Origin of the sequence: Bacillus sp. SJS, from assembly GCF_000732485.2 — a bacterium.
GTDB classification, from domain to species: Bacteria; Bacillota; Bacilli; order Bacillales; family Bacillaceae; genus Metabacillus_B; species Metabacillus_B sediminis.
In genome coordinates this window covers 555,090-572,128 of sequence record NZ_JAQV02000031.1, presented here as the reverse complement: position 1 = coordinate 572,128, position 17,039 = coordinate 555,090, and the positions used below count along the sequence as shown (strand labels likewise).

Here is a 17,039-nt window from a genome sequence, read left to right as displayed (position 1 = left end):
GAGCGACAAAACATGGTACACTTGCTTACCGCGGTCCGTCTCTGTTACGAGTTCGAAACATCAAGCTCAACCGACCTCTGGTAATAATCATTGCCTTACCGTTATAGGCGGAATAAACCATTTTCATGCGCCATGGTGCGAATTAGATTAGCATGGTGGTCTCTGTTAAAGGCAAAGGCGGAGAAGGGAAACCTTAATGATTGAAGCGGAGGAATAGTCGATTCTACTGGGGGGTAGCAGAAGGAAGGATGCAGCCAGGGGGCAGAGGATACATTTCATTGACACGGATTTAACAGACCAATAAACTTGAGTTAATTTGATGATTATGTGATAAAATAGGGAAGCATATGCTATTTTACAGCAACTTTAGGAGCAGTACATAGAGGAGGAACACCTGTGTCGGATAAGTCAGCCCCAAAAAAGAAAAAAAGTCCTGTACTGGAATGGATCATTGCCATTGCAGTAGCCGTACTGCTTGCGGTAAGCATCCGAATCTTTATTTTCGAACCGTATGTAGTAGATGGAGATTCCATGGATCCAACATTAAAAAACACTGAAAAACTTTTCGTGAACAAAGCAATTCACTACATTGGCAAGTTTGACAGAGGAGACATCGTCATCATCAATGGAAAAGAAAATAAAGAGCATTATGTTAAACGGATTATCGGGCTTCCGGGGGACACTGTTGAAGTGAAAAACGATGTCCTGTATGTAAACGGGAAAGAAGTTAAAGAGCCTTACTTAAACTCCAATCGAAAAGCTGCCCAGGCATCAGGCCTTCAGCTCACCAACGACTTCCAGGAAGTAAAAGTTCCAAAAAATAAATATTTTGTCATGGGCGACAACCGACTTGTCAGCATGGACAGCCGGACAGGCCTTGGCTTAATTGAAGCGGATCGAGTCATTGGGAAATCAGAGTTTGTCATGCTTCCTTTTAATAAAATTCGCGCAACAAATTAATAAAAGTAAAAACGCCGGCCGTTAATGGACCGGCTGTTTTTTTGTTTGGCGGCTTAAAAGACTTTCAAGGAATTTCCTAATCCGGCTTTTTTTATGTAACATTTATTACAGCCTATCCGTCTGTTTACATAAATAGGAAATGAGGCGGTTTTATGAAGGCGGCGGCAGCATTGATATTTTTAATGCTCATACTGACTGGCTGTTTAGGAGGGGCGAGTGAATCAAAAAAAGATAGCAGTGATACAGCATCTGAAAGCTCTTCCAAGAGCGGAGGGAAAGCAGAAACGGAACAGGCGGCAAGTGATAATAAGGAACAGGCTCTCCAGACGCCTTCGAACAGGAAAATCATATACACTGCCGATATGGTTATCGAAGTGAAAGATTTTGATAAAGCCTATCAGAACATACAGAATGAGGCTCAATCCGCTGGGGGATATGTGGTCAGTACAAATTCCAATGTGAGCGGAGAAGAAAGCGGGCTGAATGAGGGGACGATGACCCTCCGTATTCCACAGGAAAAATTCAGCGGGTTTTTAAGTTCCATGGAAAAGGGAGCATATAAGATTCTCCAGAAGAATATTTCAGGTCAGGATGTAACAGAGGAATTTGTAGATTTGGAATCACGGCTTAAAGCGAAAGAAGCGGTTGAAGCACGTTTGCTGGAATTTATGAAGGGAGCAGGAAAGACAGAGGATCTCCTCGCCATTTCAAAGGACCTTTCTGCGGTTCAGGAAGAAATCGAACAGCTCAAAGGAAGAATGAAATATTTACAGAACCAAACGGATCTATCAACGATAACCATTCAGCTGAGTGAAACCAAAGTCGTCGTTCCAGGAGTGAACAATCACGATTTAAATACGTGGGAGAAGACACAAAAGCAATTCATGAACAGCGTGAATGCACTTCTTTATGCAGGCTCAGCGCTCATCATATTTTTTGCAGGCAATTTGCCGGTGTGGATTCTATTACTCGCGGCGGGGGGCGCTGTTTATTACTTTTGGAGGAAGAGGCGCTCAGACTAAACCGACGGCATAGGCAGTTATTCCAATTGTCTATAACCTCCTGATTCATGCTATAATGTTAAGGATGCTTATTAATTGGAGGATTTAGACTATGATTACCGTAAATAATGTCGGTTTGCGCTATGGTGACCGCAAACTGTTTGAAGATGTTAACATAAAATTTACCCCTGGCAACTGCTACGGTCTTATTGGAGCGAACGGGGCCGGAAAATCGACGTTTCTTAAAATCCTTTCCGGTGAGATTGAAGCGCAAAGCGGAGATGTTCATATGGGACCGGGCGAACGTCTGGCCGTATTAAAGCAAAACCACTTTGAATATGAAGAGCACGAAGTATTAAAGGTTGTCATTATGGGACATGAACGTCTGTATGCGGTCATGGAAGAAAAGGATGCCATCTACATGAAGGCTGATTTTTCTGATGAAGACGGTATGAAAGCTGCTGAGCTTGAAGGCGAATTTGCCGAGCTTAACGGTTGGGAAGCTGAGAGTGAAGCAGCCATTTTGCTTAAAGGCCTTGGAATTACAGAAGATCAGCACACAAAAACGATGGCTGAACTGACAGGCGGAGACAAGGTTAAAGTGCTTCTGGCTCAGGCTCTGTTCGGCAAGCCGGACGTTCTTCTTCTGGATGAGCCTACCAACCACTTGGATCTAAAAGCGATCAACTGGCTTGAAGAGTTCCTCATTAACTTTGAAAACACTGTCATTGTCGTATCGCATGACAGGCATTTCCTTAATAAGGTTTGTACACACATTGCCGATTTGGATTTCGGTAAAATCCAGCTTTACGTAGGAAACTATGATTTCTGGTACGAATCAAGCCAGCTTGCACAGCGTATGGCTTCTGATGCCAATAAGAAAAAAGAAGAAAAAATTAAAGAACTTCAAGCGTTTGTCGCGCGATTCAGCGCCAATGCGTCGAAATCAAAGCAAGCAACCTCACGTAAGAAATTGCTTGATAAAATTTCACTTGATGATATTCGTCCTTCCTCAAGGAAATATCCTTACGTTCACTTTACACCAGAGCGTGAAATTGGGAATGATCTGCTTCGCGTTGAGGGCATTTCAAAAACGATCGATGGCGTAAAAGTCCTGGACAACATAAGCTTTATTATGAATAAAGATGATAAAATTGCATTCACCGGTGCAGATGAAGTAGCGAAAACGACGCTGTTTAAAATTCTGATGGGTGAAATGGAAGCGGACAGCGGCACATATAAATGGGGAGTTACAACGTCTCAATCTTATTTCCCAAAAGACAATAACGAGTATTTTGATAACAACGATCAAAATCTTGTTGATTGGCTAAGACAGTACTCCCCAAATGATCAAAGTGAAAGCTTCCTTCGCGGCTTCCTTGGCAGAATGCTGTTCTCAGGTGAAGAAGTGCTGAAGAAGTCCAGCGTTCTATCCGGAGGAGAGAAAGTCCGCTGCATGCTTTCAAAAATGATGCTTAGCGGGTCAAACGTTCTGATTATGGATGAACCAACGAACCACTTGGATCTTGAATCGATTACGGCCTTAAATAACGGCATGATCAACTTTAAAGGATCCATGCTGTTTGCTTCCCATGATCACCAGTTCGTTCAAACGATTGCGAATCGCATCATCGAGCTTACACCTAACGGAATGATTGACAAACAAATGACATATGATGAATTCCTTGAAAATGCAGAGATTCAAAAACAGCTTCAGGAAATGTACGCATCTTAATAATGAATAAAAAGGAGAAAAGGCTAACGCCTTTTCTCCTTTTTATTTTTCTCATATAATTCACGTCCTGTCTTTCCGAAATAAGATACAAGGATTGATAGAACTGTATAAACAGAAACCCAAATTGTAAAAGTACTATTAAATACAGTAATGGTTAATGCGATTAATACAACTAGGCAAAATACAGGCATAACCCAAATTTTTCTGATAAACCATGAGCCGGCGAGCGATAAAATCATCACCGCAAATGGCAGGATATACAATACGAGTGCAAATTCCAACTGAACCGCTCCTTTCCAGCTCTCTTGATTATAAGAGAAAATGAGAGCATCTGAAAGTTTTTTTCATTTTTAGAAGGGGAACATACAAAAGAGAAAGGATGATGAAAATGAACGAAAAGATGAAAGCAGTAGGGCTGCATCACTATTTGCCAATTGAAAAAGACGAGAGCCTGGTAGATGAAACAGTGAATAAACCTGCGCCAGGAGAAAGAGACATACTGGTAAAAATCCGGGCTGTTTCTGTTAATCCGGTTGACACTAAAGTACGCGGACCAAAAGAAGGCGAAGAAGAGGAACTGAAAATATTAGGCTGGGATGCAGCGGGTGTTGTTGAAGAAACCGGATCCGGAGTGACGAAATTTAAACCGGGTGACGAAGTGTATTATGCCGGTTCAATCGCGAGGCAGGGAACGAACAGTGAATATCACGTCGTCGATGAAAGGATAGCAGCCTTCAAACCTGATCGTTTAACATTTGAACAGGCAGCAGCTATGCCTTTAACCGGCCTGACAGCTTGGGAAGGGATGTTTGAAAGGCTTGGAATCAGCAGAGATGCTGAAGCGAATGCATCGAAATCCATTCTGATCATTGGAGCGGCTGGAGGAGTAGGCTCGATTGCTATCCAGCTCGCCAAATGGGCCGGTCTGCGTGTCATTGGAACGGCTTCAAGACCTGAAACTGAAAAATGGGCGAGAGATAATGGAGCAGATGAGACAATCAGCCATTATGAGTCATTTAAGAAACAGCTGGAGGAAAAAGGATTGGATCAGCCAGACTATATCTTTTGTTTAAACAGTACGGATCAGCACTGGGAAGCAATGATGGAAGTGATTGCGCCGCAAGGGAAGATCTGTTCAATCGTTGAAACCGGCACTCCTGTTAATATTAGTCTGCTTCAGCAGAAAAGTGTCACGTTCGTAATGGAGTTTATGTTTACGAAAGCTCTTTTTGGAACAAAGGACATGCAGACCCAGCATGAGATCCTGACGGAAATGGCGAAGCTTTTTGATGAACAAAAACTAACGTCCACCTTAACTGAAACGATCGAGCCTTTTAATGCTTTGAGTTTGAAAAAAGCACATGAAAAGCTTGAGTCCGGAAAAACAATCGGCAAAATCGTGGTATCGGGGTTTGACCAGATCACATAAAAAATAACCCTCCGCCAGGAGGGTTATTTTTCTTCAAACCAGCTGTCAGTGAGCTCTCGGTTTTTCTCCACCCACTTTTTTGCTCCCCGTTCAGGATAGTACCCTTCATCGGATTCAGCAGCTTCATTCACATATTTAATGAGCTCGGACATTTGATTGTCGTTAAGCTCCCAATTATCCATCCATTTAATGATTTCAGGATGTTCTTTTGCAAAGCCTTTTCTTGTCATATATTGAATGTTATCCGGTTTTCCATAGGAAGCTTTTGTATCCTCTAAATACTTTAGTTCCAAATCCGAAAAAATCCAGTGCGGACTCCATAGAGTAACAGCGATAGGTTTCTTCTTTTCATACGCCTTTTTAAGTTCTACAAGCATTGCGGCTTCGGATGATTCGACGATTGTATAATCAAGATTGTAATCCTTTTTCATCTTATCTGTAAGCTGCATTAAGCTGGATCCGGGATCAATCCCAAATACTTTACCGCCAAATTGGTCTGTATTTTTGTTAAGATCATCAATTGTATTAATATCTTTCATATAAGAGGGAACCGCAAGACCGAGCTTAGTGCCTTTATACCACTCATCGTGGAGGTCTACGTCCTCCTTATACTTGTCGTAAAAAGGCTTGTCCGTAATTGGCAGCCATACATTTCCCTGAATATCAATATCCCCCCGGGCTACTCCAGTCCAGTTGGCAGCTTTATCAAGCTCCATCATTTCAACGTCATACCCTTTTTCCTCTAAGAGAACTTTCCAAAGATAGGCAGTAGAAATATTATCGATCCAATTGATCATTCCAATTTTAATTTTCTTTTTGCTGTTCCCAAGCGGATTGCTGCAGGAGGCAAGTACGAGGGTAAATAATAGGGCAATAATAGCGGCTGCTTTCCACTTTTTCAATATGTATGTCTCCCTTCATCTAATGTTGGCTATAGTTTTATTCCCTAAACAGCACTGGATAAAACGTTTTTTCAATAAAATAATATGTGAATATGTTTACAAAGTGATGAAAAGGGTAAATGAAAAATACCCTCATTCATGAACTCATTTCTATTTTTTCCTGAAAACATGAATCTTAACAGTCATTCACACAAACAATAGCAGTAGAAAGAGGTGGACGTATGGAAAATGTGAAAATCAAAGCCGAGAACGTTAGCAAAATCTTCGGTAAGAATCCTCTAAAAGGAATTGAACTCCTTAAAAAAGGAAAGACAAAATCAGAAATTCTAAAAGAAGCTGGTCTGACTGTCGGTGTGAAGGAAGCGAGCTTTGAAGTACATAGTGGTGAAATATTTGTGATTATGGGGCTTTCCGGAAGCGGGAAATCCACGCTTGTCCGTATGTTTAACAGGCTGATTGATCCAACCTCAGGATCACTCATGATTGATGGAAAAGATTTAGTGAAAATGAAGAATGAAGAACTGCGGGAAGTCAGAAGAAAAAAGATGAGCATGGTGTTTCAAAAGTTTGCGTTATTTCCTCATCGCAATGTATTGGAAAATGCCGCTTACGGGCTGGAAGTACAGGGTGTTTCCAAGCAGGACCGGGAGTCAAAAGCACAGCATTCCCTTGAATTAGTAGGCTTGAAAGGATATGAGAACAGCTATCCCGGCGAACTTAGCGGAGGGATGCAGCAGCGTGTTGGACTTGCCAGAGCCCTTGCAAATGACCCGGACATTCTTCTTATGGATGAGGCGTTCAGCGCACTGGATCCTCTAATCAGAAAAGATATGCAGGATGAACTGATTGAGCTTCAGGAAAAAATGAAAAAAACGATTATATTTATTACGCATGATCTTGATGAGGCACTAAGGATTGGAGACCGCATTGCATTGATGAAGGATGGGGAGATCGTGCAAATCGGCACACCTGAGGATATTATGACGAATCCGGCTAACGATTACGTTGAGAGGTTTGTTGAGGATGTAAATTTGGCAAAGGTGCTGACAGCCGAATCTGTTATGTCCCGCGCAGAAACCATCCAGGTGGACAGAGGCCCGCGTGTTGCCCTTAAAATCATGCGCGATGCCGGGATGTCAAGTATATATGCAGTGGATAAAAGAAAATCCTATATGGGTCTAGTAACAGCAGACGATGTTTCTCAGGCTGTTAGGCTTGATCAGCCAATTTCAGCTTATCTTCATACAAATGTCCCTGTTGTAAGACTGGATACAACGATTGAAGAGATGTACGAAAAGATGGCAGATACGCGGTATCCGCTGCCAGTTCTTGACGAAGACAACCGGATCCGCGGTGTTGTGAAGCGGGAACGTGTGATTCAGGCGTTGGCCGGGAGAGAGGTGAACACCATTGAACATACCTAAGCTCCCTATTGGCAAGTATGTCGATATGTTCGTGGAATTTTTAAATGATAAACTATTAGGGTTTTTTAACTGGATCGGCAATATCATCGAAACGTTTAATGATGTTCTCGTAAATTTAATGCTTCTTATTCCAGCGGTCATCTTCGCGGTAATTGTTGCCGGCCTCGCCTATTGGGTTAGCAGAAAATGGGGGTTAACTATCTTCACCCTTCTAGGATTGCTGCTCATTATTAACCTTGGCTTCTGGGAGCAGACAATTGACACGCTTGCACTCGTTTTAACGGCCGTTATTATATCGATTATTCTTGGAATACCGCTTGGCATCTGGTCTTCACAAAGCGACAGGGCTTCCGGAATTATCTCACCCGTACTGGACTTTATGCAGACTATGCCTGCCTTTGTATATTTGATTCCTTCTATCCTTTTCTTCGGAATCGGAGTTGTACCTGGAATTATCGCTTCTGTTATTTTTGCCATGCCTCCAACCATTCGTTTAACGAACCTTGGTATCAGACAGGTTCCGGAGGATCTAGTAGAGGCGGCAAACGCATTTGGATCTACAACGTCCCAAAAGCTGTTTAAAGTTCAGCTTCCTCTGGCCATGGGGACCATTATGGCGGGAATTAATCAAAGCATCATGCTTGCCCTGTCTATGGTTGTTATCGCCTCCCTCGTTGGAGCGCCAGGGCTTGGGGTGGAAGTATATAGAGCTGTTCAGCGTATCGAAGTAGGGCTTGGATTTGAATCAGGCCTTGCCATCGTAATTCTTGCCATTATTCTTGATCGGATTACACAAAATCTAAAGCCTGGAAAAAGAAGATAAAGAAGCGAAAGAAAGCCGGCTGCCCGAGGGCAAGCCGGCTTTTCCTATTTTGTGATCTCTTCCATTTTGCTGTGAATCCAGCTGTGATCCAGATTCTCGCCAATAAACACGAGCAATGGCTTCATTTTAACAGGTTCCTTCATGTACATGGGCATTCCATAGGAATACTGCACAGAAAAACAGCCGTTGGAATCAGCAAAGGAAACATATCCTTTTATACGGTAAATCGTATCCGGCATGTCTCTTAAAAACTGCTCAAACCCCTCAAGATCTACAGAGCCTGTAAACTTATGCACGTATGTTTTCATATGAAGCTGTTCATTGATGCCGGACTTTAGCACAGCTCCTTTTGGAGAGGCAGTAAGCTTTCGAATATCCTCCAGCTTGACGCGGGCATGGGCTGTCATCAGGACCTTTCCATTGGCCTGCATCGCCTGAATGTCCCTGACAACCTCAGCCTGCTCCGTTTCGGTCAGCAAGTCGGTCTTATTTAAAAGGACAAGATCGGCATGCTTGATCTGTTCATGAAGCAGCCTTCTTACTGGGATGCTCAGACGATCCTGATCCTGCCACCTTGAGCCATCGGCAAGTGATATAATCCCTCTTACTAATAGCCTGTCTGCAAAGAGAGGGGAAAGGCAGGAATCCAATACTTCAACAGGGTGGGCTGCACCTGTTGTTTCTATGTAGATGACATCAAGTTCATTCTCTGCCAGCAGGGCATGCAGTTGAGCTTCAAATTGCCCCTGCATAGTGCAGCAAACACATCCGTTTAACAGCTCTTTTAGAGGGATGTCTTCTGAAACCGCACTGCTGTCGATTGATTCTTTTCCAAGCTCATTCATAACGACAGCCACCTTCCTGCCGGCTTTCTTTTCCTCTTGCAATAGATTTTTAAGAAGGGTTGTTTTTCCGGCTCCTAAAAATCCGCCTAAAATATATACTTCCGTTTGGTTCATGATTTTCTCCAATTCTAATTGTTTCCCTCATCTTACTGAAAGGGAAGGGGCACCGTCAATGAAAAAAGGGCGGCCGCACCGTTAAAACAGCCGGTCCGAAAAGTATCTTTTTCGATTATAGTAGTAGTAGAATGAATGGATAGAGAGGAATCTTCGTGAAAATTGACTTCCATGTGCATGCGAAATTAGGAAAAAAAGTTCCTTTCTCGTTAAAGGAATTTACAAAAATGATGGAAGAAGCAAAGTGGAACGGGCTTGATGCCATTGCATTGACTGAACATTTTAACGCAATGGATTATGTGCAAATCTATCAAACACTCGACCGCCACTATCCTTATCAGAGTACCTATTATGATGTTGCCGGAATTAAAGTATTCCCGGGAATGGAAGTAGACATTGCGGAAGGCGGGCATATTCTTTTAATTGGCTCCAGGTCAGACATCATCAGAATGACTAAACGGCTCGAGAGGTATAAAAACAAAGATAACTATATGCCATTTGACCAGCTCATGTCGTTTCACGGAATGGAAAACATGCTGAAAATTGGCGCTCATCCCTTTCGAGAAAAAAATCCGCTTACCGCTCTCTCCGAAAGTCAGCTTGCTAAACTGGACGCGTTTGAATTGAATGCAAAGGATGCAGCAAAACAGGGAATAGGTTTAAGGCCAAAGCTTGAAAGAATGGCCAGTGTCCATGGTAAAACAGTGACAGCGGGAAGCGATACCCATCACTACAGCCAGATTGGCGCGGTTTATAATCATTTTAATGAACCTTTCCATACGGTTAAGCAGCTGAAAGAAAAAATAGCAAATGATGAGTTTGAGGTTAGAAAGTCTCCGTTTCTACCAGTGAAGATCCAGACGGCAAAAGTTTTAAAAAAGAAATATAAAGATGGCAGAAAAGGATGAGAGTCTGCATTGCTATAAGACTCTCATCTCGACCTGCAAAAAAATCCGAAAAGAGCTGATACATATGAGTGCCATCCCATATCGAAAACTTGGCAATTCGAATCTATCCATTTCTCCACTTGGACTCGGATGCTGGCAGTTCAGCAAAGGCAGCGGCCTGGTAGGGAAATATTGGTCAGTAATAGACCAGATGGATATTAATGAAATTTTACAGGTGAGCCTGGCAGGGGGCATTAACTGGTTTGACACAGCTGAGGCATATGGAAAAGGAAAATCGGAAGAAGCATTGGCAGAAGCTTTGATTGAGCTTGGGGATCAAGCTGAAGAAGCGTTAATTGCGACTAAATGGTGGCCGTTATTCCGGACAGCCTCTTCACTAACCGGCACAATCGACCAGCGCTTGAAGCATTTGAAGGGCAGAGCAATCGATCTTTACCAGATCCATCAGCCACTTTCCTTTTCCGGCATTACCGAACAAATGATTGAAATGGCCAAGCTTCTTGATGAGGGAAAAATCAGAACAGCAGGTGTCAGCAATTTCAATGCCGCACAAATGTCTAAAGCAGCAGGTGTGATGCAGGACCAAGGCCATTTCATTGTCTCCAATCAGGTGAAATACAGCCTCCTCGACCGGAGGATAGAGCGGAACGGGGTCATGGATGCGGCAAAAAATCTGGGGATTACCATTATTGCCTACTCTCCGCTGGAACAAGGGATTTTAAGCGGAAAGTTTCATAAAAATCCAGAGCTCCTGAAACAGCTTAAGGGACCAAGAAAACATTTGTCAGGGTTTAAGAAAAACGGATTAATGCGAACGAAGCCGCTGATTGACCTGCTCGAAAAATATGCAATGGAATATGAGGTACAACCAAGTCAAATCGCATTGAACTGGCTTGTCCGCTTTCATGGGGATACGGTTGTGGCCATTCCAGGTGCATCAAAAGTAAGACATGCAGAAGAAAATATCACTGCAATGAATTTTACGTTAACCCAAAAGCAAATGGATGAGCTGGACCGTGTTTCAAAGGAAGCAGTGGGATAATAAAAGGACTGGCGGTAAAACTGCCAGTCCTTTTATGGTGGTAGTTAATGGATTAAAACGCCCAATCGCCGTTTCTGAATACCGGCTCCCGTGTACCATCTTCTAATATTCCATCAATGTCCATATCCTGTGAGCCAATCATGAAATCAACATGCGTCATGCTGCTGTTGACTCCATGCTTAGCAAGCTCTTCGCGGTCCATTTTCTTTCCGCCTTCAATATTAAAGGCATAGCCGCTGCCGATTGCCAAATGGTTCGATGCATTTTCATCAAACAATGTATTGTAAAATAAAACGCCGGACTTGGAGATCGGTGAATCGTAAGGCACAAGAGCCACTTCTCCAAGATACTGGGACCCTTCATCCGTTTCTATCAGAGTTTGCAGGATTTCTTCGCCGGCTTTTGCTTCAGCTTTCGTGATCTTGCCGTTTTCAAAGGTAATCTGAAATTCATCAATCAGATTTCCGCCATAGCTTAAAGGCTTGGTGCTTGAAACTACGCCATTTACTCCGGTTTTAAGGGGGACTGTGAAAACTTCTTCAGTCGGCATATTTGCCATAAAAGGAGTGCCTTGCTCATTTTCACTTCCTGCTCCGACCCACTGGTGTTTTTCGTGCAGTTCAATCGTTAAATCAGTCCCTTTTGCTGTATAGTGGAGGGCCTTATACTTTTTGCTATTCAGATAATCAACTTTCTTATGTAAGGAAGCATTATGCTCTTTCCAGGCCTGAACCGGGTTCTCCTCATATACTCTTACTGATTTGAAGATAGCATCCCAGAGCTTTTCAACCGCTTCATTTTCTTCAGAATCAGGAAACACCTTTAATGCCCAGTCTTTAGAAGGTGCTGCGATGACAGTCCAGCTCATTTTATCAGATTGAACGTATTGGCGATAGCGATTAAGCGCTTTGCCGGCTGCTTTATTTGCAGCGGCTATTCTTTTAGTGTCTACCCCTTTAAGAAGATCTGGATTTGCTGATACGATGCTCATAAATGCTGCATTGTTTTCAGCGAGCTCTTCGCGTTCCTTTGCCCTGTGCATAGGATATTCATTAAATACTTCGTCTGGAGCCATATCATATTTGAGTCTTGCAACCTTATCATCCATCCAGTCAACGATGACATTTTTTGCTCCGGCTTCGTATGCTTTTTTTACTACTAAGCGAGTAAACTCGGCTGTGTCGATGGCTGCATATACAGCAAGTGTTTGCCCTTTTTGAATATTGACGCCGACTTTAACGGCTAAATCTGCATACTTCTCTAAGTTCTGCTGAAAGTTAGACATAGAAATGCCCCCTTATATTCTTATTCTCCATTATTTTAGCAGACTTATGCGAATCTTCAAACGAAATAGTCATAGAGCGTTATACCAATCGGATTACTTTAAGAATAGAGCTCTCAAGAGTTACAATAGAAAAAGACTAGTAGCAGAGGTGACGAACGTGAGATTTCTTGAAACGCAATTTATCCGTAATGAAGCTGAGAAGCAGCTTTTCATAAAAGCAAAAAACCTGTCAGAAAAATTCTTTGAACGTGCTGAAAAGCATGACCGCGAAGCTACCTTCCCGTTCGACAACTTTGCTGATCTGAAAAATGAAGGCTTTTTGTCTCTCACTATACCAGAGTCGCATGGAGGTCAGGGAATATCGTTATATACGTTCCTGCTTCTGCAGGAAAAGCTTGCTGAAGGGGATGCCGCAACGGCTTTGTCAGCGGGCTGGCATCTGGGGTTATTTCTCAGCCTTAGGGAAACAGGGAAATGGGATCCTGCATTATTTAAAAAAATAACCCGTGAAGTCATTGATTCCGGAAAGCTTGTCAACAGTGCTGCAAGCGAGGCTAAGACCGGAAGTCCGGCTCGAGGCGGAAAGCCTGAGACAACAGCTGTTAAAAAAGGAGACCGCTGGCTAATCAGCGGCAGAAAAATTTTCGCCTCTCTGGCACCTATTTTGGACTACTTCATCGTGACAGCTACGATTGCAGAAACAGGTGATATCGGTGAATTTCTAGTCCCAAGGGAAGCGGCAGGCGTTCGTATTGAAGAAACATGGGACACAATGGGAATGAGGGGTACAAGAAGCGATGATTTAATTCTTGATGAAGTTGTGCTGGATGCTTCTGCATTAATTGCAAATCGAAGCAAGCCTGCCAAGCCCATGGCGCAGGGCTGGCTGCTGCATATTCCTGCATGCTATCTTGGCATTGCCATTGCAGCCCGTAATGAAGCCGTCCGCTTTGCCCGGAATTATCATCCGAATAGCCTTCCCCATCCGATTATGGAAGTGCCGGAGGTTAGAAGAAAAGTAGCGGAAATGGATATTAAACTGCTGACCGCAAGACAGCTGATGTACGCGACAGCTGAAAAGTGGGATACCAAACCTGATGAGCGTTCAGAGCTCCAAACCGAGCTAGCCGCAGCCAAATATACTGCGACTAATATCGCCATCGAAGTCGTGGACCTAGCCATGAGAATAGAAGGTGGCCAAAGTCTTTTCAGGAACAAACCGCTCGAACGATTTTACCGGGATGTCAGGGCAGGGCTCCATAATCCGCCTTCAGACGATATTACGGTTAAAATTATGGCAGACAGAGCCTTTTCTGAAGAAGAATAAGGTTTCGAATGAGCTGGAATTAGTGTAACGTAAGGATAGATGCTTAATGAGTTTCTGGAGGTTGTGCAGATGAAAGAATATATGATGGGTGTAGATATTGGAACCACAAGTACGAAGGCCGTTCTTTTTGACCGCGGCGGTGCGGTCATTGCGAAGCATAATTCAGGATACCCCCTTTACACTGAAGCGCCGGGGGAGGCCGAGCAGAGCCCGGAAGAGATTTTCACTGCTGTCGTGAGTGCGATTCGTGAAACCATCAAGGAAGCAGAAGTTCCATCAGAGGAAATCGGCTTTGTCAGCTTCAGCTCCGCCATGCACAGTCTTATTGCCATGGATGCAAGCGGCAAACCGCTGACACGCAGTATTACTTGGGCAGATCAGCGGAGTGAGGCTTGGACAAAAAAGCTAAAGAAAGAATGGAGCGGACATGATATTTATCTCCGTACAGGTACTCCCATTCATCCGATGTCCCCGTTATCCAAAATTATTTGGCTGCGGGAAGACCATCCTGAAATTTTCAGTAAAACAGCTAAATTCATTTCCATTAAAGAATACGTTTTTTTCCGCTTTTTCGGTGAATACATAATCGATCATTCAATTGCTTCTGCTACAGGCTTGTTTAACCTTGAAAAGAAGGACTGGGATAGGGGGGCGATGGAAATTGCCGGAATTACTGAGGACAAGCTTTCAAAACTCGTCCCGACCACTTTCCAGATGCAAGGATTCCATTCTGAAGCAGCTGCTGAAACGGGGCTGCCTGCAGCCATCCCGTTCATAGTAGGCGTAAGTGACGGCGTTCTGTCCAACTTAGGGGTCAATGCCATTGATCCTGGTGTCGTTGCTCTCACTATCGGTACAAGCGGGGCCATCCGGGCTGTTACAAACCGTCCGGTTACGGATCCGAAGGGGCGGATCTTTTGCTATGCGCTGACAGAAGAGCACTGGGTCATTGGCGGTCCTGTGAATAATGGAGGAATGATTTTCCAATGGATGAAAGATGAACTCTGCCATTCTGAAGTGGAAACGGCGGAAAGACTGGGACAGGATCCCTATACATATTTGACTGATATCGCAGCGGAAATCAGGCCGGGAGCAGAAGGACTGATTTTCCATCCGTATTTGGCAGGGGAACGGGCGCCGATTTGGAATGCTCATGCAAGAGGAGCATTTTTCGGCCTTGGGCTTCACCATAAAAAAGAACACATGATCAGGGCTGTTCTTGAAGGGATCAATTACAACCTTTATACGGTCCTGCTTGCACTGAAAGAACTGATTGGAATTCCGGAAAAAATTCACGCAACAGGAGGCTTCGCTCAATCTGAATTTTGGCGCCAGATGCTCGCTGATGTGCTGGACCAGGAGGTTCTCATTCCAGAGAGCTATGAAAGCTCCTGCCTTGGCGCAGTCATTCTCGGCATGTATGCCCTTGGTGAAATTGACAGCTTAACGGCTGCGAAGCGGTTCGTCAGCTCCAACATCCGACTGCTTCCAAATCAGGAAACATCAGAAGTGTACAAGGAAATCATCCCGATCTACATCCGTTTAGCCCGGTTGTACGAAACAGAATTTGAAGAAATTGCTGCTTTCCAAACGAAGTATGGTAAGAAGGAATTGCCGGAAAGCGCGAAATAAAAAAAGCCGGCTTGAAGGTGAAATACAGGCCGGCTTTTTAGCGGGTTGAATTTTCTCATATAGATCCAGGATTACTTTATTAAGCTGCTTTCACCGGTAATTGAACGAACTTCTTCCCACTCGTGCTTTAATATCGCCATTTCATATATACTCCAGAATGAATCTTTCATTTTTCGGGAGTCTTTAAAGTGACCTTCAATGGTAAAACCTGCTTTTTTATAGCAAGCTATCGCTGCCTTGTTAAAATCAAATACACCAAGAGTAACCCTATGAACATTCAACTCAAGAAAAGCAAAATTCAGCGCTTGCTGAACAAGAGTAAAACCATAGCCCTGTCCTCTCGTGGCCGGATTAATGAGAACACGGCTGATGCGGCAGGATTCATTTTTCAGGTCAATCTTTGAAAGGCAGATATGACCGGCTGCAGCACCTGACTCTTCTTCGACTGCTTTAAACACTCTTTGATCAGATCCATGTACATATCCCTCGATCTGTTCAAATGTCAAGGGAAATAAAAATTCCGGACCTCCCCACTGCATCAGAAACTCTGCAGACGGAATCCATTCAATCAGTTCCGCGGCATCCCCCATAGTAAACGGTTCTAAACGTATCATATAGAATCCTCCTTTCACAATAAGGAAGTTATTCGTCTTTTTAAACGGATTTCCTTTATTTTTGAAGGAAATCCAATATTCGTATAGAATCAATAAGGAATCGAGGTGACCATAATGATTGATATTCAAGCATACTATGATATTGATTTTTTTAAAAAAGCAGCATTATCCTTCCTGGAAACACAGGAAATCGAAAACAACGTTGCTCTGGGCATCCTGCTGGACAAACAATCCTCCAGCCTGCAGCCTATACATATGAGCATGATCCGGAAAGACGGGGAGCCCATTGTGGTCCTTCTTCAAACCCATCCTAAACAGGTGCTCGTCGCGGCAAAATCCAGCTTAGAGGAAGAAGACCTTTTGCTTGCCGGAAAGAGAATTGCACAGGTTTACCGATCTGTTCCAGGGCTTCTTGGAGAAAAGCGGATAACCGAAATTCTGGCTAAAAGGATCGCCGGCCTAACCGGAAAATCAGCCCGGCTTTTCATGAATCAGCGTTTACATAAGCTTGAACATATTGAAAAACCGGCAGCAAACACCGGTAACATGATGCTCTTGACTGCCGAACACCGCCCGTTAATCAGCCAGTGGGTTTTTGACTTTTGTGAAGAAGTAGGGGAGCATGCTTCCATGTTTGAAGCCGATGAAAAAGCAGACGAATTAATCCGAAAGAAAAGTTTATACGGCTGGGTTACGGAAGGCAGCATCGTATCGATGGCTAATTGGTCGCGCCCGACGAAAACAAATGTAAACATTAACTATGTATACACACCTCCCGTCCATCGAAAAAAGGGGTATGCAACAGACTGTGTGACGGTCCTTACCGAACAAATGCTTAATAGCGGATATGAGACAACCAGTCTATTTACAGATTTGGCTAATCCAACATCCAACAAGATCTACAGAGAAATCGGCTATAAGCCGGTTCAGGACGTTGTGAAAATCCTATTTGAAGAAAGACCGAAAAAACCAGCAGAGTAAAATCTGCTGGTTTTTTG

The 17,039-nt window shown here is 43.6% G+C and carries 16 protein-coding genes; 11 read left to right on the top strand and 5 right to left on the bottom strand.

Annotated elements, in window-relative coordinates:
* The first annotated feature begins 396 nt into the window (after positions 1-396).
* From lepB to AS29_RS20375, 3 genes are all read left to right on the top strand, one after another.
* Positions 397-960: a signal peptidase I gene (lepB, locus tag AS29_RS20385; protein ID WP_035413366.1), complete on the top strand. Its 564-nt coding sequence runs from the start codon at positions 397-399 to the stop codon at positions 958-960.
* Between the two features lie 152 nt (positions 961-1,112).
* Complete coding sequence (locus AS29_RS20380; protein WP_035413364.1) at positions 1,113-1,982, top strand: DUF4349 domain-containing protein; 870 nt, start codon at positions 1,113-1,115, stop codon at positions 1,980-1,982.
* Positions 1,983-2,073: 91 nt separating this feature from the next.
* Positions 2,074-3,696 (top strand): ABC-F family ATP-binding cassette domain-containing protein, encoded by a 1,623-nt coding sequence (locus AS29_RS20375; protein ID WP_035413362.1) that lies wholly within the window; start codon positions 2,074-2,076, stop codon positions 3,694-3,696.
* A gap of 23 nt (positions 3,697-3,719) precedes the next feature.
* Here AS29_RS20375 and AS29_RS20370 read toward each other — a convergent pair whose 3' ends face one another.
* Positions 3,720-3,977: a DUF2651 family protein gene (locus AS29_RS20370; RefSeq protein WP_035413361.1), complete on the bottom strand. Its 258-nt coding sequence runs from the start codon at positions 3,975-3,977 to the stop codon at positions 3,720-3,722.
* A 119-nt stretch (positions 3,978-4,096) separates the two neighbouring features.
* Here AS29_RS20370 and AS29_RS20365 point away from each other — a divergent pair, with 119 nt between their 5' ends.
* Positions 4,097-5,125, top strand: a complete 1,029-nt coding sequence (locus AS29_RS20365; RefSeq protein ID WP_035413441.1) for a zinc-binding alcohol dehydrogenase family protein — start codon at positions 4,097-4,099, stop codon at positions 5,123-5,125.
* 23 nt (positions 5,126-5,148) lie between these two features.
* Here the strand turns inward: AS29_RS20365 and AS29_RS20360 are convergent, their stop codons facing one another.
* Positions 5,149-6,027: a glycine betaine ABC transporter substrate-binding protein gene (locus AS29_RS20360; RefSeq protein WP_035413359.1), complete on the bottom strand. Its 879-nt coding sequence runs from the start codon at positions 6,025-6,027 to the stop codon at positions 5,149-5,151.
* A gap of 221 nt (positions 6,028-6,248) precedes the next feature.
* Between AS29_RS20360 and AS29_RS20355 the strand changes: the two genes are divergently transcribed.
* Both AS29_RS20355 and AS29_RS20350 read left to right on the top strand, forming a co-directional pair.
* Positions 6,249-7,451: a quaternary amine ABC transporter ATP-binding protein gene (locus AS29_RS20355; RefSeq protein ID WP_035413357.1), complete on the top strand. Its 1,203-nt coding sequence runs from the start codon at positions 6,249-6,251 to the stop codon at positions 7,449-7,451.
* A 25-nt stretch (positions 7,452-7,476) separates the two neighbouring features.
* Positions 7,477-8,274, top strand: a complete 798-nt coding sequence (locus tag AS29_RS20350) for an ABC transporter permease (protein WP_197491637.1) — start codon at positions 7,477-7,479, stop codon at positions 8,272-8,274.
* 44 nt (positions 8,275-8,318) lie between these two features.
* Here the strand turns inward: AS29_RS20350 and AS29_RS20345 are convergent, their stop codons facing one another.
* Complete coding sequence (locus AS29_RS20345) at positions 8,319-9,233, bottom strand: CobW family GTP-binding protein (RefSeq protein WP_035413354.1); 915 nt, start codon at positions 9,231-9,233, stop codon at positions 8,319-8,321.
* Positions 9,234-9,388: 155 nt separating this feature from the next.
* Here AS29_RS20345 and AS29_RS20340 point away from each other — a divergent pair, with 155 nt between their 5' ends.
* Both AS29_RS20340 and AS29_RS20335 read left to right on the top strand, forming a co-directional pair.
* Positions 9,389-10,141: a PHP domain-containing protein gene (locus AS29_RS20340; RefSeq protein ID WP_035413352.1), complete on the top strand. Its 753-nt coding sequence runs from the start codon at positions 9,389-9,391 to the stop codon at positions 10,139-10,141.
* Between the two features lie 64 nt (positions 10,142-10,205).
* Complete coding sequence (locus tag AS29_RS20335; protein WP_035413439.1) at positions 10,206-11,183, top strand: aldo/keto reductase; 978 nt, start codon at positions 10,206-10,208, stop codon at positions 11,181-11,183.
* A gap of 52 nt (positions 11,184-11,235) precedes the next feature.
* Here the strand turns inward: AS29_RS20335 and AS29_RS20330 are convergent, their stop codons facing one another.
* Entirely contained in the window at positions 11,236-12,468 is a 1,233-nt protein-coding gene (locus AS29_RS20330; RefSeq protein WP_035413350.1) for an aminopeptidase, read from the bottom strand.
* Between the two features lie 157 nt (positions 12,469-12,625).
* On the opposite strand from AS29_RS20330, the gene AS29_RS20325 reads away from it, so the two are divergent.
* Positions 12,626-13,795 (top strand): acyl-CoA dehydrogenase family protein, encoded by a 1,170-nt coding sequence (locus AS29_RS20325; protein WP_035413348.1) that lies wholly within the window; start codon positions 12,626-12,628, stop codon positions 13,793-13,795.
* A 69-nt stretch (positions 13,796-13,864) separates the two neighbouring features.
* Complete coding sequence (gene gntK / locus AS29_RS20320) at positions 13,865-15,427, top strand: gluconokinase (protein WP_035413346.1); 1,563 nt, start codon at positions 13,865-13,867, stop codon at positions 15,425-15,427.
* Positions 15,428-15,498: 71 nt separating this feature from the next.
* On the opposite strand, the gene AS29_RS20315 is transcribed toward gntK, so the two are convergent.
* Positions 15,499-16,041, bottom strand: coding sequence for a GNAT family N-acetyltransferase (locus tag AS29_RS20315; protein WP_035413344.1), 543 nt, complete (start codon positions 16,039-16,041; stop codon positions 15,499-15,501).
* Between the two features lie 114 nt (positions 16,042-16,155).
* Between AS29_RS20315 and AS29_RS20310 the strand changes: the two genes are divergently transcribed.
* Positions 16,156-17,022, top strand: coding sequence for a GNAT family N-acetyltransferase (locus AS29_RS20310; protein WP_035413342.1), 867 nt, complete (start codon positions 16,156-16,158; stop codon positions 17,020-17,022).
* Positions 17,023-17,039 lie beyond the last annotated feature (17 nt).